Origin of the sequence: Pseudomonas sp. ES4 (assembly GCF_050586665.1) — a bacterium.
In the GTDB taxonomy this organism is placed as follows: Bacteria; Pseudomonadota; Gammaproteobacteria; order Pseudomonadales; family Pseudomonadaceae; genus Aquipseudomonas; species Aquipseudomonas frederiksbergensis.
In genome coordinates, this window is sequence record NZ_JBOBDO010000004.1 from 179,025 (window position 1) to 197,609 (window position 18,585).

Below are 18,585 nucleotides of genomic sequence, written 5' to 3' on the forward strand. Positions count from 1 at the left end.
TAATTATTACCGTCGCTTACGTTCCGACCCTCGAAAAAGCGGGATTATTCTGCCGGCGGAACGTAGCCGTCAGCCTTGGCGTATTCCTCGCCGGAAAAGAACTTGTCCATCTCGCCCTGAAGATATTTGCGGTCTTCGGCGTTCATCATGTTCAGGCGTTTTTCGTTGATCAGCAGGGTCTGGTGCTTTTGCCAGTCGGCCCAGGCCTTGGCCGAGACGTGGTCAAAAATGTCCTGACCTTTTGCGCCAGGAAATGGAGCGCGCTCCAGGGCGGGCAGTTCTTCTTTGTACTTGCGGCACATGATGGTGCGGGTCATGACGACTCTCCTGCGTTCAATACGGCAGCCGCGCGTTCGAGCAAGGTTTTGACCGGGGCGGCAAGGCCCAGGCGCGGCGGGGTGGCGAGGTTATACCAGAGCCAGTCGGCCTCGGCCACGTGATGGCCGGCCTCCTGGACCTGAACCAGCCAGGGTTCGATGGACAACTGAAAATGGCTGAAGGTGTGTACCAGGCTCGGCAGCGCCTGTTGGCTGCCAAGCTCCAGCGAATGCTGCGAAGCCAGATGTTGCAGGTCGTCGAGGTCGTCGAGTTCCGGCAGGCTCCATAGGCCGCCCCACAAGCCCGTGGAAGGGCGGCGGTAAAGCAGAATCGCGCCGTCACCGTTGGCGAGCATCGGCATCAGCGTTCGCTTCTGTGGCACGGCTTTGCGCGGTTTGGGGATCGGGTAGCGCGTCTCCAGGCCGAGCATGTGCGCTTCGCAGCCTTTTTCGAGCGGGCAGAGCAGGCAGCTCGGCTTGCTACGAGTGCAAAGCGTGGCGCCCAGATCCATCATCGCCTGGGTGTAGGCGTTGACCCGATCATGTGGCGTGAAGTGCTCAGCGTTCGCCCACAGCTGTTTGGCGACCTTGGGCTCGCCCGGATAGCCCTCTTGCGCGGTAAAGCGCGCCAGCACCCGTTTGACGTTGCCGTCGAGGATCGGTGCCCGCAAGCCCATGCTCAGGCTGGCGATGGCGCCGGCCGTGGACAGGCCGATGCCCGGCAGGTCGGTGAGTTTTTCCACATCCCGCGGAAAATCGCCGCCGTACTCGGCGACGACAATCTTCGCGGTCTTCTGCAAATTGCGCGCACGGGTGTAGTAACCGAGGCCGGTCCACAGGTGCAGGACTTCGTCTTCCGGCGCAGCGGCCAAGGCTTCGACCGTCGGCAAAGAGGCCATGAACCGATCGAAGTAGTTCAGCACCGTGCTGACCTGGGTTTGCTGCAGCATGATTTCCGAGACCCACACCCGATACGGGGTGATGCCTTGTTGCCAGGGCAAGTCGTGGCGGCCGTGGCGGTCGTACCAGTCCAGCACCGCCGATGAAAACTGCTCGGCTCTCATTTCTTGAACAGCCCCTTCAACGCGTTTTTCAGCTCAGGGCTGACTTTGTCGCCAAGCTTTTCATCGATTTTTTCGCTGATCCGTTCGCCAGCCAGTTTGCTTGCGACCTGGCCCATGCGGTCGTTATCCAGGCGGCAAGCCTTGGCGCCCAGTTCCAGCGGGCCACGGCAGCGCAGCGGCCACTCGATGCCGACAAACCTCTCGTTGACCTGGCAGGCCGGGTCCGGCATGTCGCTCTTGTCGCCTTCGACGATAACGCCCACGCGGTAATCCATGCCCAGCACCCGCAGATCGACATCGCCGTCGGCGTTGACGGTCATGCCCGGGATGCGCACTTTCAGGTCCGGGTTGCTGGCCACGCCGTTACGGAAGGTCAGGTTGCCCTTGAGTTCCTGGAACGGTGTGTCCTTGCCCCGTGGTTCGCCGCTGAGGGATTTACGGTTCAGGGTGGCGATGCCTTTGCACAGCTGTTGTTCGAGGTTGGCATTGAGCAACACGCCGTTGTTGATGATGAAACTGGCGTTGCCGTTGAGGGTTTCGATCAGCGCTTTCTGGCTGTTGCCGCTGCCGGTCAGGTTGCTGTTGAGCGTCACCAGGCCTTTGACCGGCGGATTTTTACCCTGGCTTTCGAGGATTTTTTCCACGGGTACTTTGGTGATGCTCGTCTGCATGTTCAGCGCGGGCACCTGTTGGCGCACGTCGAGCGTCCCTTTGGCGTCGAAGTTGCCGTCGTACAGGTCGCCGCGAAGGCTTTCCAGGGTCAGCAGGCCGCCCTGGCCTGTGGCCTTGAGCGCAGCGTTCTGGATCGGCAATTTATCGAGGGTCAACTGACCGAAGGTGAGGTCGGCGTCTACGTCGAGTTTGGCCAGGCGCTCCACCGGCAACAGGCGCTCGGTGCTCCATGCCTCTTTGGTCGGTGCTGGCGGCAGCGGTGTGCTGCCAGCGCCCGCCATGGCTTCGGCTTCGGTGTTGGCCACTTCGGCTTTACGCACCTGCGTCGCACTGTTGGCTTCTGCGGATTTTGGTGGCAGATAACGGTCGACGTTAAAGGTGTCGGCCTTGAGGGTCGCCCGCAGCGATTGTTTGGCGAAGTCCTCGACGGCGATGCGACCGCTGAAGGTGCTGTCGTCGACTTTGAGGTTGATGTTGTCCAGGATAACGCTGGTCGGCGTGCCGGCAAGGCGACTGACCAGTTCGACTTTGCTCAGGCTGCCTTCAGCCATCGCTGGAAGCTTCTGGCCGATGCTGTCGATGAATTTCGCCAGATCGAACTGGGCGATGGACAGGCCGCCGCTGATTTGCGGAGTTTTGTCGAGGTCGTTGACCTTCAATTCGCCCAGTGCGCGCAGTTGGTTGGCGGAGATCTTGATGCCGGTCCATTCGGCGACGTTCGCTGCTTTATCCAGCAATAACTGACCTTGTGCGGCGAAGGTCATGGTTTTGCCTTGCAGCGGATCGCCAGCCACTTCGCCGGAGAGTTTCATGTCTTCGAATTTGTAGCGTTGCAGGGCACGCTCGAAACGCAACTCGCCGTTGAGCTCGGTGCGCACACGCAAGACCGGCTGATTGGTGCCCAGGAATGCGGTGAGTTTGACCGGGATATTCGTGGAGTCGTGCACCGGGCCGGTACTCAGCTGGATGCTTTCGGCGCTGAATTGCTTGCCGGTTTTCTCGTCGCTGTATTCAACGCGGGCGTTGTTGACGGTCAGGCTGTCGATGTCCAGGCGGATCGGCTGGGCCGGTTTTTCCGCTTGGGCAGTGGTCTCGGTCGCTGGTTCAGCAGTGGTCGCGGACGGTGTGGTTGGGGTAGCCGGCGCCGGTACCTTGCCGATGTCTTGCCAGTTGCCGTGGCCATCCTTGTCGCGGTTCAGGCGCAGGTTCAGGCCTTCGACGCGCACATCGCTCATCTGCACTTCGCGGCGCAGCAGCGGCAGCACGCGGACCGACAGACCAAGCATCTGCAAATCGGCGAAGGGCTCAGCGGGCTTGGCCAGGGTCGCGACGCTGGCTTCGTGCAATTCCAGGCCCAACCACGGGAACAGGCTCCAGCCGATGTCGCCATTGAGCGTCAGCTCGATGTGGGCCTTGTCGCGGGCTATCTGGCGAATCTCGTCTTTATAGTCGTTGGGATCAAAGAGGTGGGTCAGGGCAAAGCCCAGCGCCACAATGATCAGCAACAGCCCGAGAAGTACCAGACCCAGGATTTTGCCGAACGCTTTCATGGGCGAGTCCTTGTAGTTAATCGAATTCGAAATTTAGCCGGGGAGTATAGCGCCCCGCAGCGGACGATCGGTCAGCGATCACGTCGGCCACTCATCCAGCGGTATTTTCAGTTTGGCCGCCAGCGCTTGTGCCTCCAGATGCCCGGCAGGCGCCAACAAATGCAATGTCGCACCCGCTTGCGACGCCATTTTCTGCGCTTCGTTCACCAGGCGCTCGGCCACGCCACGACGACGGGTAATTTTTCGTACGCATAATTGGGACAAATGCCAGACATCCGAGTGCCGTTGCAGACGTGCCGCGCCCAAAAGTCGATCGTTGAAGCGGCCGGCGATCAGCGAACCGTCCAGCAGACAGCTTTCGATCAGCTGCAATTCCCCGGCAAACGGGGCAAACAGCCAGTCCGGAGCATCGCGGTAGATCTTCTGCAGATCTTGCTGATCCTGATAAGTGGCTTCGTTTAGCGGCTCGACAATGATCGGCATGAGGGCTCCTTCGGTGGTACGAGAACTGATGACATACAAAAGGTGATATCACTTTGATTTTTCTGTCACGTACAGATGGTAACCTTTGCCCGTTCGTCCGTCCTTCTGCGACGTGAAGTCGCACCAAAATGAAGCCTTACCTCAAAAACAGTCATGCGTGCGCATAAAGGCTGGGGGTGAGGAGCGCTGACGAACCATTCTAATAATTGGGGGATACATAATGACCACGAGCATCACGGCGGACGGCCTGAAAGCCGACCAGCCCGCGTTCCTGTCCAAGGAGCGCATCATCGCCAAGCCCGGTTTCAACCGTTGGCTGGTACCACCGGCCGCCCTGGCCATCCACTTGTGCATCGGCATGGCCTACGGCTTTTCGGTGTTCTGGTTGCCACTGTCCAAAGCCCTGGGCGTGACCAAGGCCGTGGCCTGCGCGCCGGAGATGAGCTTCATCTCGCAAGTCTTCTCGTCCGAATGTGACTGGCCGATCTCGATGCTCGGCTGGATCTACACCCTGTTCTTTATCTTCCTCGGTTGCTCGGCAGCCATTTGGGGCGGCTGGCTGGAACACGCCGGGCCTCGCAAGGCTGGCGTTGTATCGGCCCTGTGCTGGTGTGGCGGTCTGCTGATTTCAGCGCTGGGGGTCTATACCCACCAGATCTGGCTGATGTGGATCGGTTCCGGTGTCATAGGCGGTATCGGCCTGGGCCTGGGTTACATCTCGCCGGTCTCGACCCTGATCAAGTGGTTCCCGGACAAGCGCGGCATGGCGACCGGCATGGCGATCATGGGTTTCGGTGGTGGCGCGATGGTCGGTGCTCCGCTGGCTGCAGCCTTGATGGGCCACTTCGCTTCGCCAACCAGCGTCGGCGTATGGCAGAGCTTCCTGGTGATGGCCGCGATCTACTTTGTGTTCATGATCGGTGGCGCACTGTCCTATCGCGTTCCGCCAACCGGCTGGAAGCCTGAAGGCTGGACCGCTCCGGCGAAGAAAGCTTCCAACTCGATGATCACCCACCGTCACGTCCACGTGAACGTGGCGTGGAAAACTCCGCAATTCCGTCTGGTGTGGCTGGTGCTGTGCCTGAACGTTTCGGCAGGTATCGGCATCCTCGGCATGGCTTCGCCGCTGTTGCAGGAAGTGTTTGCCGGCACGTTGTTGGGTAACGGCCTGACATTCGGTCAGTTGGATGCTTCGCAACTGGCCTCGATCGCGGCGATTGCTGCCGGTTTCACTGGTTTGTTGAGTCTGTTCAACATCGGCGGCCGCTTCTTCTGGGCCTCGTTCTCGGACTACCTGGGTCGCAAAAACACCTATTTCGTGTTCTTCGCCCTGGGTTTTGCCCTGTACGCGCTGATCCCGAACCTCGGTCACCTGGGCAACGTTGCGCTGTTCGTGGCGGCCTTCTGCATCATCCTGTCGATGTACGGCGGTGGTTTTGCGACGGTTCCTGCGTATCTCGCGGACCTGTTCGGTACGCAAATGGTCGGCGCGATCCACGGTCGTCTGCTGACGGCCTGGGCGGCGGCGGGCGTGTTGGGTCCGGTGTTGGTGAACTACCTGCGTGAGTATCAGTTGAGCATTGGCGTTGAACGCGCCGCGGCTTACGACATCACCCTATACATTCTCGCGGGCCTGCTGGTGCTGGGTTTCATCTGCAACCTGCTGGTGCGTCCGGTGGCTGACAAGTACTTCATGACCGACGCTGAACTGGCCGCCGAACAGGCGCTGGGCCACGACAAAGGGGCTGACAGCAGCACCGTGTTGGAGTGGAAAGCGGATCCGGGCACCAAGCCTTTGGCAGTGGCTGCGTGGCTGGTGGTGGGGATTCCGTTGGCGTGGGGTGTTTGGGTGACCCTGCAGAAGACTGCAGTTTTGTTCCACTAAGTTAAGTAAGCGCATTACCCCTTGTAGGAGTGAGCCTGCTCGCGATAGCGGTCTGACAGTCGACAGAGATGTTGAATGTGAGGTCCCCATCGCGAGCAGGCTCGCTCCTACAGTTGTTTTTGGAGGGGCCGAAATGAGTTGTATGGACATGTCTATCCCCGACAACAGCGGGTTCAGCCCGTCAGGGATATCACGTCGCGTGTTTCTGTTTCGGCCCCGCGCCCCTATAATGATTGCCTTTTTCGCCCAATGATTTTGCGGAGCTGGTGATGGCCGAACGTAAGGCGTCAGTCGAGCGCGACACTCTGGAAACCCAGATCAAAGCCTCGATCAACCTGGATGGCACCGGAAAGGCCCGATTTGATATCGGTGTTCCTTTTCTTGAGCACATGCTGGACCAGATCGCCCGTCACGGGCTGATCGACCTGGATATTGTCAGCAAGGGCGACCTGCATATCGACGACCACCACACCGTGGAAGACGTCGGTATCACCCTGGGTCAGGCTTTTGCCAAAGCCATCGGCGACAAGAAAGGCATCCGTCGCTACGGCCACGCCTACGTGCCGCTCGATGAAGCGCTGTCGCGCGTGGTGATCGACTTCTCCGGCCGCCCTGGCCTGCAGATGCACGTTCCCTACACCCGCGCCACCGTTGGCGGCTTCGACGTTGACCTGTTCCAGGAATTCTTCCAGGGCTTCGTCAACCACGCACTCGTCAGCCTGCACATCGACAACCTGCGCGGCACCAACACTCACCACCAGATCGAAACCGTGTTCAAGGCTTTCGGCCGCGCCCTGCGCATGGCCGTAGAGCTGGATGACCGCATGGCCGGTCAGATGCCGTCGACCAAAGGCGTTCTGTAATGCAGACGGTCGCGGTTATCGATTACGGCATGGGCAACCTGCACTCGGTGGCCAAGGCCCTCGAGCACGTGGGTGCCGGCAAGGTCTTGATCACCAGCGATGCCGATGTGATTCGCGAAGCCGACCGGGTGGTTTTCCCCGGCGTCGGCGCGATTCGCGACTGCATGGCAGAGATCCGCCGCCTGGGCTTCGATTCGCTGGTGCGCGAAGTCAGCCAGGACCGCCCGTTCCTCGGCATCTGCGTCGGCATGCAAGCCTTGCTCGACAGCAGCGAAGAGAACGACGGCGTCGACTGCATCGGCCTGTTTCCTGGCGCGGTGAAGTTCTTCGGCAAGGATTTGCACGAAGATGGCGAGCATTTGAAAGTCCCGCACATGGGCTGGAACGAAGTGAAGCAGACGGTCACCCATCCGCTGTGGCACAACATTCCGGACCTGGCGCGTTTCTACTTCGTGCACAGCTACTACATCGCTGCCGGCAACCCGCGGCAAGTGGTGGGTGGCGGTCACTACGGTGTTGATTTCGCCGCGGCGCTGGCCGATGGCTCGCGTTTCGCCGTGCAGTTCCACCCGGAGAAGAGCCATACCCATGGCCTGCAATTGCTGCAGAACTTCGCTGCGTGGGATGGTCGCTGGTAAATGGCTGTCAAGAAAAAGCCGCCGATCCTGACCCTCACTCCTGAACAGGAGAACGAGGCTAATCACAAGATCAAACGCTTTATGGAAGATCGCTTCGAACTGGACCTGGGTTCGTTCGAAGCGGCTGAAATCCTTGAGCTGTTTACCCGTGAAATTGCGCCGCACTATTACAACAGGGCGATTTTCGATGTGCAGACGCACCTCAAAGAGAGGTTCGAAAGCATCGAAAGCGACCTGTGGGCGCTCGAGAAAAACTGATTTCCGAGCGAAGCTGAACAATCGAATTTGAAGGTTTGCCAGATGCTGATTATTCCCGCTATCGATCTTAAAGACGGTGCCTGTGTTCGTCTGCGCCAGGGCCGCATGGAAGATTCCACGGTGTTCTCCGATGACCCGGTGAGCATGGCTGCCAAGTGGGTGGAGGGCGGTTGCCGTCGTCTGCATCTGGTCGACCTGAACGGCGCCTTCGAAGGCCAGCCGGTCAACGGCGAAGTGGTCACCGCCATCGCCAAGCGCTACCCGAACCTGCCGATCCAGATCGGCGGCGGTATCCGTTCCCTGGAAACCATCGAACACTACGTCAAAGCGGGCGTGAGCTACGTGATCATCGGCACCAAAGCCGTGAAAGATCCGGCTTTCGTTGCTGAAGCCTGCCGCGCATTCCCGGGCAAAGTGATCGTCGGCCTGGATGCCAAAGACGGTTTTGTCGCCACTGACGGCTGGGCTGAAATCAGCACCATTCAGGTGATCGACCTGGCGAAGCAATTCGAAGCCGACGGCGTGTCCGCGATCGTTTATACCGACATCGCCAAAGACGGCATGATGCAGGGCTGCAACGTTTCGTACACCGCCGCCCTGGCCGCTGCGACGAAGATTCCAGTGATCGCTTCCGGCGGTATCCACAATCTGGGTGACATCAAGTCGCTGCTCGACGCCAAGGCGCCAGGCATCATCGGCGCCATCACCGGTCGGGCGATTTACGAAGGCACCCTCGATGTCGCCGAAGCGCAAGCTTTCTGCGATTCGTACAAAGGCTGAGGACTGACCATGGCGCTGGCCAAACGCATCATCCCTTGCCTGGACGTGGATAACGGCCGGGTGGTCAAGGGCGTCAAGTTCGAGAACATTCGCGACGCCGGCGACCCGGTGGAAATCGCCCGTCGCTACGACGAGCAGGGCGCCGACGAGATTACCTTTCTCGACATCACCGCCAGCGTCGACGGTCGCGACACCACGCTGCATACCGTCGAGCGCATGGCCAGCCAGGTGTTCATCCCGCTGACCGTGGGTGGCGGCGTGCGTACCGTGCAGGACATTCGCAATCTGCTGAATGCCGGCGCGGACAAGGTTTCGATCAACACCGCTGCGGTGTTCAACCCGGAATTCGTCGGCGAAGCGGCTCAGCATTTCGGCTCGCAGTGCATTGTCGTCGCCATCGACGCCAAGAAAGTGTCCGGTCCGGGCGAAACCCCGCGCTGGGAAATCTTCACCCACGGCGGTCGCAAGCCAACCGGTCTCGACGCCGTTGAGTGGGCGAAGAAGATGGAAGGCCTCGGTGCCGGTGAAATCCTGCTGACCAGCATGGACCAGGACGGCATGAAAAACGGCTTCGACCTGGGTGTCACCCGCGCCATCAGCGATGCGCTGGGGATTCCGGTCATCGCGTCGGGCGGTGTCGGCAACCTGCAGCATTTGGCCGACGGCATCCTCGAAGGCCACGCCAGTGCGGTATTGGCGGCGAGTATTTTCCACTTCGGCGAATACACCGTGCAGGAAGCCAAGGCCTACATGGCTCATCGCGGCATCGTGATGCGTTAAACAAACGGTACAGGCCAGTGGACAGCATGGCGGGCTCAAGGCACTCTTGGACACGCCATGGATTCCGGTAGCCCGACATGCTTAAACGTCTTCTTCTTGCCTTCGCCAGCGCTTCTCTGTTGTTCATCAACGGAGTTCACGCCGCAGAAAATCAGGGCACCGGTCTGGTGTTACTGACGGAAAACTTCCCGCCGTACAACATGGCAAAGAACGGCAAGAACTTCGCTCAGGACGAGAACATCGACGGCATTGCCGTGGACATTGTCCGTGAGATGTTCAAGCGCGCCGACATCCCCTACAGCCTGACGCTGCGTTTCCCATGGGAGCGAATCTACAAACTCGCCCTGGAAAAACCCGGTTATGGCGTGTTCGTGATGGCGCGGTTGCCGGACCGCGAGAAACTCTTCAAGTGGGTCGGTCCGATTGGTCCGGATGACTGGATCATGCTGGCCAAGGCCGATAGCAAGATCACCCTCGAGACGCTGGATCAGGCGCGCAAGTACAAGATTGGCGCCTACAAGGGTGATGCAATTGCCGAGACGCTGGCCAAACAAGGACTGAAACCGATCGTTGTGCTGCGCGATCAGGACAACGCAAAAAAACTGGTCAACGGCCAGATCGACCTGTGGGCCACGGGTGATCCGGCAGGCCGCTATCTGGCGCGTCAGGACGGCGTGAACGGGCTCAAGACCGTGCTGCGCTTCAACAGCGCCGAGTTGTACCTGGCGTTGAACAAGGATGTGTCGGATGACGTCGTGGCCAAGTTGCAAGCCGCGCTGGATCAGCTACGCAAGGAAGGCGTGGTCGACGACATCATGGCGCGGTACTTGTAGTGGATGTTGTATTCCGCTCGATTGGAGGAAGGGTGATCACGTCAAAGCGTATCGCGGATAGGTGTGGTTCAGTATCTCGGCGGGCGTAGCTGCAGAGTTTGACAGGTGAGAATGAGTATAAAACTCCGCTGTCGGCTATGGTTTTGTAACGCGGGTCATCATGATTGCCGCATTGTGTGGAGTCGGCCGGGCCTAAGTGAAAAAAGTGGGAGGTGTATTCTGGATATGAATTTTCCCATGTGATGTTGATGTGCCGATTGGAGTTCAGAGTAATATTCGGTACAGGAGCCGGCTCTGCCAGATAGACAGCGTGCGTGAAAGTATTTCGTAGTAATCCACTGGAGAGCTTCTGCTCTTGTGACTCCACACCAATAATGCACAAGACGTGCATGCGAGTCTGAGGGCCAATAGCGCTGTTTATGTGAGGACTTGTCGAACTAATAGCGGCACTGTACCGGTTGGGGTCTTGGCAATTTATGGCGTCGCGTGTGGTTTTGTAGCGATAGTAAGGGCTGTTGATACTGAACTTGTAATCCCATGTCGGTAAAATTTCTTTCCCCGCTGAATTCCAATGAGAGTATGTATGTGTTGTGAAAAGACTCGGTAGGTCGATAGTAATATCAACTTCCCGTAATGTGCAGTTTTCTGAGTTGTTTGTGAAGACTCCATTAATAAAACAGTCGGAGATAAAATTTGCCCCGTAGCTATAGCCTTTTTCTGAGGTAATGCTGATGATCTCGTTTGTACGACGATCCAGCATCGGGCTCCCGGAACTTCCTGGGTGTAAATCAGCACACTGATTCGTTAAGCCCCCGGGGAATCTTGAGATGCTGTCGGACATGGTTCTGGAAACCTCTTGAGTACATGCGCTCAAGCGCAGCCCCTTCTCCACGAATTTTCCAGGTGCGCCCACATTGAGTACGTCATGCCTGTCCAGGGGCGGGAGGGGTGCAAGTTTGAGCGGGACAATTCCGTTTTCAATTAGCAGTGCAAGAGGTTTATCGACTTCAAGTAAAGCCATGTCCGTGCCGACCATGCTGGTCCAATTGGCTGTTCGAACTTTATATGTCTTGTGATTGTCGGGCGTGTCATAGAAATAATTGAAAGTTATGCTCGCATCAAATGTCTGGTTTAACTTGGTCGTTCCGATTTCAGCTGTTACGCAGTGACCGCTGGTGATTAAATAAGCAGGTCCAACAGCTTTGTTCTCAAAATTTCTGGTGTCGATAAGGGTCGCCGTGCAAGCACTGTCTTGAGTGGTCAGGTAGCCGATACCACTCCAGAGCGAATATTGTTGTTCGCTATTTTTCAGTGCTTTCGATATGGAATTATTTCTGAGTCCTTCACCAATATCTCTTGGGGCTGCCTGGGCAGGACTAAGGAAGCTGCTGAATAAACAACCGATTAGTACGGTGCGTGTGTAGTTCATGGCCATTCCTTGGCGATATATTTAATTTGGTTAATTTCGGTGCGTAGTGGGGCGGTCGGTTATATGGATAGCTGAAGCTGTCAGATCGTGTCAAGGCAGTGTCAGCAAGTCGGTGCGTACCGCAGAGGACCGGGAGTCCAGGCTGTTGTTGTAGCTGCACAGTGTTAGAGGAAGCTGCTCGGCAGTAAAAGTCACTGCGTTATTTTCATAAGCATAAATATAATCTTCACGCTTTATGTCGCCGCAGTTTGTTTTGTCTGTCGGGCCGGCGTAGTAGAAGCTATTAAAATACAAAGGTAACGAATGACGCCATGTGACGTTGTAATTCCAGTCGGCTCCCAACGTAATAATGGGTTCTGCCATTCTGACGGGTTCTGCCTCTACGAGTTGTGCTGGAGAAATCCAGACGGTTCTCAGTAGCCCTGCTGTCGGAGTCTGCTCTGCTGATTCAACGCCCAGTACGCAGAGAAAATACATGCCTGCTTTGCGACCTGTAGGAGTATTGATCAAAGCGCCGATGGTGCTTATTACGTCGCTGTAGTAGTGAGGGGACAAACAGTCCCTGGCGTCGCGGACAGTTTTAAAGCGGTAGTAAGGCTTGTCCATCGAAAAATCCAGACCCCATGTAGGCACCGTCGGGTTTCCAGTAGATGGTACGGTGGCGTATCTCAATGGAGCGTAATCGTTCAGTTCTAAATTGAAAGTTGGTTCCAGCGTGCAAGAGCTAGATGTGGTGCTGAAAATTCCTTTTGCAAAACAACTTGGTAAGTAATCGGCCGTGTGGCTGTAATTGGTTTCAGGAGACAATTCGGTTTTTTCATTTTTCACTTCACAAGCGGTGTTGAAACATAATTCATCTAGTGACGATACAAATGTAGAAGCAAATAACACGCCGACAATACTTCCTGTTTCACGATCAAGGGCAGGGCTCCCGGAAGCGCCATGACGAATACCCTTGCACCTGTTTTTCAGGGTGTTCGGAAAGGCCCACCATTTCAACACAAGCGTTGCTTCTGTTGATTCCTGATAGCAAGCAGCTAGGCGCAGACCGGATTCTGGAAGATTATCTGGTGCGCCGACAACGAGTATATCGTTAGCTATCTTGGAGGCTCTGTATGCCAGCTTCAGTGGTGTCACCCCATCTTCAAGTAGCGTAGACAGAGGGGTGTCCAGCTCCAAAATAGCAATGTCGGTGGTGGACATGCTAGCCCAGTTTACTTTATGAATTTTGTAGCTCTTGTATTCATCCGAGGTATCGATGAAGAAGTTAAATGTTACGCTTGCCTCAAAAGGTATATTGGTGACAGGGTGTTCCAGACCTTGGGCTACACAATGTCCTGCCGTGAGCAGATAAGCCGGGCCCAGTGCATTGTTGTCTTCGTCTCGGGTATCTAACAGGCTGGCTGTACACAGTGGTTTGCTGTCTTTGAAAATTTTTCCAACACCATTCCAATGGTTGTATTTAGCATCCTTGTTTTTCAAAAGTATCGGATTTGATTGGTTGGTCAGTCCCTCGCCTAGATCACTTGCGTGCGAGGCTTGGGACAGCAAAAGTATCAAAAAAGTGCAGTATTTAATTAGCGTAAGTTTATTTCTCATGACTGTTCCTCGGGAATTCAGATAAGCACTATCGTGGCATTAGGCTGAGTACCAAGAGACATATATAGTTATCGTGAAATCAGAAGTTCCGATCAATCAGCGGGCAGGAGGGGTGCGGTAAAGCCCATCCTTGCCGTGTGCGGCTGTAGCGCGATTGCCGCGCACACTGACCATCTGTTTGATGTCGATCCAGTCAATGCCCTGAGCCTTGAGCTTGGGCAATTCACGTTCAAGCACCGCTAATGTCTGCGGATACGGATGCCCGATCATCACCGCAGAACCCTGCTTGTGCGCCAGGCTGATAGCCGTCTGTAGCTGAGTGAAAATTGCCGCTTCAGTGGGCTCGTCATCCAGGAACACATCCCGCGAAACACTTGCCAGACCAATCTTCTGCGCCTCGGCGGCGGCCACGGTTTGCGCACTGGTGCGGCTGTCGACGAAGAGCTTGTGCCGACGCTGCAAGTCCGCCATCAACCAGGCCATGGCCGCCGGCTGAGAGGTCATGCGGCTGCCCATGTGGTTGTTGATGCCGGCGGTGTAGGGCACGACCTTGAACGCTGCGTTCAGGCGTTTTTCAAGTTCGTCGATGGGCAGGTCGGGGTGCCAGGCGAACGGGCCGGTGGCCGGGTCCATGGGCATGTGCAGGATGACAATCTTGCCGGCGCGATGGGCCTCGCGGGCAAATTCGCTGGCGTGGGGTGTGTCGGGCATGATTGCTGCGGTGACCGGGCCGGGCAGGGCCAGCACGCGACGATCCCGGGGCAGGTTCTGCCCCAGGTCATCGATGATCAGGCTCAGATAAGCCTTGTGAGGTGTGGCTGCTGTTGTGGCAGGCGCCGCGTGAGCGACACCCACCAGACAGCACAGCAGGCCGAGGAGCAACCGCAAGCTCATCTCAGCGGCCGGAGGTGATGCTCAGTCCTTTGAGCAGGCTCAGGGCCTGGGCCAACTGGTAATCGTCATCCTGCGGCATCGCCTTGGCTTTGCCGCCGGAACCGGTCGGTTTGTCGGCGCCGCCGTTGCCATTGCCCAAGTGACCTTGCAGATCGGCTTCCTTGAAGTACTCGCCGTCCTGCTCGTTGGTGATCTTGGCCCTGCGCACTTCGATGTCCGGGACGATGCCCTGAGCCTGGATCGAGCGACCGTTCGGCGTGTAGTACAGCGCCGTGGTGATCTTCAGTGCGCGGTCGTTGTTCAGCGGCAGCACGGTTTGTACCGAGCCTTTGCCGAAACTGGTGGTGCCCATGACCACCGCGCGTTTCTGATCCTGCAAGGCACCAGCGACAATTTCCGAGGCCGAGGCGCTGCCGCCGTTGATCAGCGCGACCATTGGCACCGCTTCGCTTTCGTCCTTGCCGGTGGCAGAGAAGCGCAGTTCGGAGTTGGCGATACGGCCCTTGGTGTAAACGATCAGGCCCTTGGTGATGAAGTGGTCGACCACTTCCACCGCCGCTTGCAGCACGCCGCCCGGGTTGTTCCGCAGGTCGAGGATGATGCCTTTGAGCTTCTTGCCGTTGTCCTTGCGCAGCTTGGCCAGGGCCTTGGAGACTTCGTCGCCGGTCTTGACCTGGAACTGGGTAATGCGGATGTAGCCGTAGCCGGACTCCAGCAGTTGGCTCTTCACGCTCTTCACTTGAATGATGGCGCGGGTCAGGGTCACGTCGAACGGCGCACCGCCGTCACGCACCAGGGTCAGGGTGATTTTCTGGCCGATCTTGCCGCGCATCTTGTCCACGGCTTCGGTCATGCTCTGGCCGCGGGTCGGCTGGCCGTTGATCTTGACGATGAAGTCGCCGGCCTGAATGCCAGCCTTGGAGGCCGGCGTGTCATCGATCGGTGAAACCACCTTGATGAAACCGTCCTCGGCACCGACTTCGATGCCCAGGCCGCCGAATTCGCCGCTGGTGCTTTCCTGCAATTCAGCGAAGTCTTCCGGGCCCAGGTAGGCGGAGTGCGGGTCGAGGTTGCTGAGCATGCCCTTGATCGCGTTTTCCAGCAGGGTCTTGTCGTCCACCGGCTCGACATACGCGGCTTTGATCCGATCCATGACCTCGGCAAAGGTGCGCAACTCTTCCAGAGGCAACGGCGCCTTGGTGGTCGCAGCAGTGCCCGCAGGCGCGATCACCGGGGCCGGTTGAGCGGCAAACGCCAGAGGCGCGCCGATCACCAGGGCGATCGTCAGGGCCAGCGAGGTAAGGCGGGACAAATGCAGCATGTCTAACGAACTCCTGAATTAGGTCGCGTGCTTATCCTTGCGCGCGACACCATTGCGCTGGATCACTCGGGTGACCCTGCTGACGAATAGCGAAATACAGCGCTGGTGTGTCCTGCCCGCCACTGTTACCCACAGTGGAGATGGACTCACCGGCTTTAACCACGTCACCCGCAGACTTGAGCAGCGTCTGGTTGTGACCATAAAGACTCAAGAAGCCGTTGCCGTGGTCGAGAATCACCAGCAGCCCGGCACCGCGCAACCAGTCGGCGAACACCACGCGACCGCCATGCACGGCGTGCACCTGACTGCCGGCGGAGGCGCTGATCATCACACCGTCCCATTTGGTGCGGGCGTCGTCGCCACGGGATTCGCCAAAGCGTGCCAGCAGTCGACCATCAACAGGCCAGGGAAGTTTTCCCCGACTTGAAGCAAAGGGACCGCCGAAGGTCTCGCCTGAACTTGATACCAGGGCGCCGGGTGTCGATCTAACGGGTTTGCGTGGGGCGTCAGTGGCGTCAGCATCTGCTGCAGCCTGGGCCTCACGTAAACGCTTTTTTTCGGCTTCCTGCTGGGCGATCAGCGCTTTTTGCCGCGCTTCTTCTGCCTCTCGAGCCTGGCGGGCCAGGGTTTCTTCGATGGTTTTAAGGACTTTAGACAGGTCTGCCTGATCCTGCTCGCGGGCCGCCAGCTTCTGATCGCGGGCCTTCACGTCGTCGCTGAGCTTGGCCAGGACTTGCTGGCGCTCCTTGCGGACTTTGTCGAGTTCGTCACGCTGGCTGTCGAGGCTGCTTTTCTGCACCAGCAATTGCGCCTGTTGCATGGCGATGTCTTTTTCGACATTGGCCAGTTGGCGCAGGGTTTCGTTGAAATTCTTCAGCTGCTCCAGGCGGGCCTGGCTCAGGTAGTCGTAATAGGTGAGGGTGCGGGCGAATTTTTCCGGGTTCTGCTGGTTGAGCAGCAGCTTCAAGTACTCCTGACGGCCGTTCTGATAGGCCGCGCGGGCCTGAATGGCGATCAGTCGTTGCTGTTCAATGCGCGCGCTCTGGAGTTTTTTTTTCTCGGCATCGAGTCGCTGCAGCTCGGATTCGCTTTTCTTCAGCTCTTTTTGCAGGGCTTCGACCTGCTTCTCGAGCTTGCCCATCTCGGTTTCGGTGCCCTTGAGTTCTTTCTGCACTCCGGTTTTTTCTTCCTGGAGTTTACCCAACAGTTTTTTCAGCTCGGCAATGTCCTGACGCGTGGCGTCCAACTGTTGTTGGGTTTGCGCGCGCTCGTCAGCAAAGGCCGGTTGGAGCAGGCAAGTCAGGGCAAGGGCTATCAGGACGCGAAGCATAGAGGCGGGCGACACCAGGGAAAGGGACGGCCTAGTATGCCCGCCAAGCGCTGCAAAAAAAACGCCCAATTGGGGCTGTGTGATGACTGGACCGGGTTGCGGAGAAAATTGTTCTATCAAACCACCCAAAACCAATGTGGGAGCGACGGTGCGACGATTCGACCTGCTCGCGATGGCGTCCTAATATTCAACATCGATGTTGGTTATCAGATTGCTATCGCGAGCAGGCTCACTCCCACAAGGTTTTGGCGGTGTTTGATAGGGCGGGTTACACCAGAATCGACGTGCCAGTCATCTCGGCCGGTTTTTCCAGACCCATCAACATCAGCATGGTCGGAGCCACGTCTGCCAGCACGCCGCCGTCGCGAACCTTGAAGTCACGCTTGCCGACATAGATGAACGGCACCGGCTCGGTGGTGTGTGCGGTATGCGCCTGGCCGGTGGTCTCGTCGGACATCTGCTCGACGTTGCCGTGGTCGGCAGTGATCAGGGCTTCGCCGCCGACTTTTTCCAGCGCGTCGACGATGCGACCGACGCACAGGTCCAGGCATTCAACGGCTTTTACCGCGGCGTCGAACACGCCGCTGTGGCCGACCATGTCGCCGTTGGCGTAGTTGACCACGATCACATCGTAACGCTGGTTTTCGATGGCATCGACGATGCGGTCGGTGACTTCCGGGGCGCTCATCTCGGGCTGCAAGTCATAGGTGGCGACTTTTGGCGACGGGATCAGGATGCGTTCTTCACCCGGGAACGGTTCTTCGCGACCGCCGGAGAAGAAGAAGGTCACGTGGGCATACTTCTCGGTTTCGGCAATGCGCAGCTGGGTCTTGCCGTTTTTCGCCAGGTAGTCGCCCAGCACGTTGTCCAGGCTGCCCGCGGCGAAGGCCGATGGCGCAGGAATGCTGGCGGCGTACTGGGTCAGCATGACGAAGCCGGCCAGTTTTGGCTGGCGGGCGCGTTCGAATTCCTTGAAATCGTCTTCAACGAACACGCGGGTCAGTTCGCGGGCACGGTCTGCGCGGAAGTTCATGAACACCACAGCGTCGCCATCTTCGACTTTCACCGGCTCGCCGATGCTGGTGGCTTTGACGAATTCGTCGCTCTCGCCGCGTTCGTACGCGGCTTGCAGGCCTTCCTGAGCGGTGGCGGCGTTGAATTCGCCGTTGCCGTCGACAATCAGGTTGTAAGCCTGGGATACACGGTCCCAACGGTTGTCGCGGTCCATGGCGTAGTAACGGCCAATAATGCTGGCGATCCGGCCTTTGCCGAGAGCCTGGAAGGCCGCATCCAGCAGTTCGATGGACGACTGGGCGCTTTTCGGCGGCGTGTCGCGACCATCAAGGAAGGCGTGCAGATAGATTTTTTCGGCGCCGCGCTTGAAAGCCAGTTCGGCCATGGCCACCAGGTGATCCTGATGGCTGTGAACGCCGCCATCGGACAGCAGGCCCATGAAATGCACGGCTTTGCCGGCAGCGACGGCTTTATCGACAGCGGCGCAAATGGTCGGGTTCTCGAAGAACTCGCCGTCGCGGATCGATTTGGTCACGCGAGTGAAGTCCTGATACACCACGCGGCCGGCACCGAGGTTCATGTGGCCGACCTCGGAGTTGCCCATCTGGCCATCCGGCAGGCCGACGTCCATGCCGCTGCCCGAGATCAGGCCGTTCGGCACGGTGGCCCACAGACGGTCCAGTACGGGCTTCTTCGCCGCAAAGATGGCGTTGGATTCAGGGCTCTCACTGTGACCGAAGCCGTCGAGAATAATCAGGACCAAAGGTTTAGGCGTGGTAGTCATGGATTCCACTCGTGGCTGAGTTAAAAGAGGGCGATGGAAAAGGGAGTGGCAGTTTAAAGCTAAGTTCCGACGGCGTCACCGCCGGACGGGG

The 18,585-nt window shown here is 58.0% G+C and carries 17 protein-coding genes; 7 read left to right on the forward strand and 10 right to left on the reverse strand.

Annotation, left to right across the window (positions count from 1 at the left end; genetic code table 11):
- Positions 1 to 44: 44 nt before the first annotated feature.
- The 4 genes from ACQ4OB_RS06710 to ACQ4OB_RS06725 form a co-directional block, all read right to left on the reverse strand.
- Entirely contained in the window at positions 45 to 317 is a 273-nt protein-coding gene (locus tag ACQ4OB_RS06710) for an oxidative damage protection protein (RefSeq protein WP_008149405.1), read from the reverse strand.
- Entirely contained in the window at positions 314 to 1,381 is a 1,068-nt protein-coding gene (gene mutY, locus ACQ4OB_RS06715) for an A/G-specific adenine glycosylase (protein WP_430955343.1), read from the reverse strand. Before mutY ends, ACQ4OB_RS06710 begins: the two co-directional genes overlap by 4 nt.
- Positions 1,378 to 3,603 carry an AsmA family protein gene (locus tag ACQ4OB_RS06720; RefSeq protein WP_430955344.1) on the reverse strand — a complete coding sequence of 742 codons (2,226 nt, stop codon included), beginning with the start codon at positions 3,601 to 3,603 and terminating at the stop codon, positions 1,378 to 1,380. The genes mutY and ACQ4OB_RS06720 overlap by 4 nt, the downstream gene beginning before the upstream one ends.
- A gap of 78 nt (positions 3,604 to 3,681) precedes the next feature.
- The gene (locus ACQ4OB_RS06725) at positions 3,682 to 4,086 is read right to left on the reverse strand and encodes an acetyl-CoA sensor PanZ family protein (protein WP_074872713.1); all 405 of its coding nucleotides are present in this window, start codon (positions 4,084 to 4,086) and stop codon (positions 3,682 to 3,684) included.
- Between the two features lie 220 nt (positions 4,087 to 4,306).
- Here ACQ4OB_RS06725 and ACQ4OB_RS06730 point away from each other — a divergent pair, with 220 nt between their 5' ends.
- The 7 genes from ACQ4OB_RS06730 (at position 4,307) to ACQ4OB_RS06760 (ending at position 10,123) form a co-directional block, all read left to right on the forward strand.
- Complete coding sequence (locus tag ACQ4OB_RS06730; RefSeq protein WP_074872715.1) at positions 4,307 to 5,971, forward strand: OFA family MFS transporter; 1,665 nt, start codon at positions 4,307 to 4,309, stop codon at positions 5,969 to 5,971.
- A 269-nt stretch (positions 5,972 to 6,240) separates the two neighbouring features.
- Positions 6,241 to 6,834: an imidazoleglycerol-phosphate dehydratase HisB gene (gene hisB, locus ACQ4OB_RS06735; protein WP_003218037.1), complete on the forward strand. Its 594-nt coding sequence runs from the start codon at positions 6,241 to 6,243 to the stop codon at positions 6,832 to 6,834.
- Positions 6,834 to 7,472 carry an imidazole glycerol phosphate synthase subunit HisH gene (gene hisH, locus ACQ4OB_RS06740; RefSeq protein ID WP_076028989.1) on the forward strand — a complete coding sequence of 213 codons (639 nt, stop codon included), beginning with the start codon at positions 6,834 to 6,836 and terminating at the stop codon, positions 7,470 to 7,472. Before hisB ends, hisH begins: the two co-directional genes overlap by 1 nt.
- Positions 7,473 to 7,730: a DUF2164 domain-containing protein gene (locus ACQ4OB_RS06745; RefSeq protein WP_008024930.1), complete on the forward strand. Its 258-nt coding sequence runs from the start codon at positions 7,473 to 7,475 to the stop codon at positions 7,728 to 7,730.
- Positions 7,731 to 7,772: 42 nt separating this feature from the next.
- Positions 7,773 to 8,510, forward strand: a complete 738-nt coding sequence (hisA, locus tag ACQ4OB_RS06750) for a 1-(5-phosphoribosyl)-5-[(5-phosphoribosylamino)methylideneamino]imidazole-4-carboxamide isomerase (RefSeq protein ID WP_007897434.1) — start codon at positions 7,773 to 7,775, stop codon at positions 8,508 to 8,510.
- 9 nt (positions 8,511 to 8,519) lie between these two features.
- Positions 8,520 to 9,290, forward strand: coding sequence for an imidazole glycerol phosphate synthase subunit HisF (gene hisF, locus ACQ4OB_RS06755; RefSeq protein WP_007897430.1), 771 nt, complete (start codon positions 8,520 to 8,522; stop codon positions 9,288 to 9,290).
- A 77-nt stretch (positions 9,291 to 9,367) separates the two neighbouring features.
- Complete coding sequence (locus ACQ4OB_RS06760) at positions 9,368 to 10,123, forward strand: substrate-binding periplasmic protein (RefSeq protein WP_074872721.1); 756 nt, start codon at positions 9,368 to 9,370, stop codon at positions 10,121 to 10,123.
- Here the strand turns inward: ACQ4OB_RS06760 and ACQ4OB_RS06765 are convergent.
- The 6 genes from ACQ4OB_RS06765 to gpmI form a co-directional block, all read right to left on the reverse strand.
- Positions 10,104 to 11,552: a trypsin-like serine peptidase gene (locus ACQ4OB_RS06765; RefSeq protein WP_430955345.1), complete on the reverse strand. Its 1,449-nt coding sequence runs from the start codon at positions 11,550 to 11,552 to the stop codon at positions 10,104 to 10,106. The genes ACQ4OB_RS06760 and ACQ4OB_RS06765 overlap by 20 nt on opposite strands.
- Before the next feature lie 90 nt (positions 11,553 to 11,642).
- On the reverse strand, positions 11,643 to 13,151 hold the full coding sequence (locus ACQ4OB_RS06770; protein WP_430955346.1) for a trypsin-like serine peptidase: 1,509 nt from the start codon (positions 13,149 to 13,151) through the stop codon (positions 11,643 to 11,645).
- Positions 13,152 to 13,247: 96 nt separating this feature from the next.
- Positions 13,248 to 14,045, reverse strand: a complete 798-nt coding sequence (locus tag ACQ4OB_RS06775) for a divergent polysaccharide deacetylase family protein (protein WP_430955347.1) — start codon at positions 14,043 to 14,045, stop codon at positions 13,248 to 13,250.
- 1 nt (position 14,046) lies between these two features.
- Positions 14,047 to 15,366, reverse strand: a complete 1,320-nt coding sequence (locus ACQ4OB_RS06780; RefSeq protein ID WP_074872730.1) for a S41 family peptidase — start codon at positions 15,364 to 15,366, stop codon at positions 14,047 to 14,049.
- 31 nt (positions 15,367 to 15,397) lie between these two features.
- The gene (locus tag ACQ4OB_RS06785) at positions 15,398 to 16,696 is read right to left on the reverse strand and encodes a murein hydrolase activator EnvC family protein (RefSeq protein WP_074872733.1); all 1,299 of its coding nucleotides are present in this window, start codon (positions 16,694 to 16,696) and stop codon (positions 15,398 to 15,400) included.
- A gap of 268 nt (positions 16,697 to 16,964) precedes the next feature.
- Positions 16,965 to 18,494 carry a 2,3-bisphosphoglycerate-independent phosphoglycerate mutase gene (gene gpmI, locus ACQ4OB_RS06790; RefSeq protein WP_074872736.1) on the reverse strand — a complete coding sequence of 510 codons (1,530 nt, stop codon included), beginning with the start codon at positions 18,492 to 18,494 and terminating at the stop codon, positions 16,965 to 16,967.
- Positions 18,495 to 18,585: the final 91 nt, after the last annotated feature.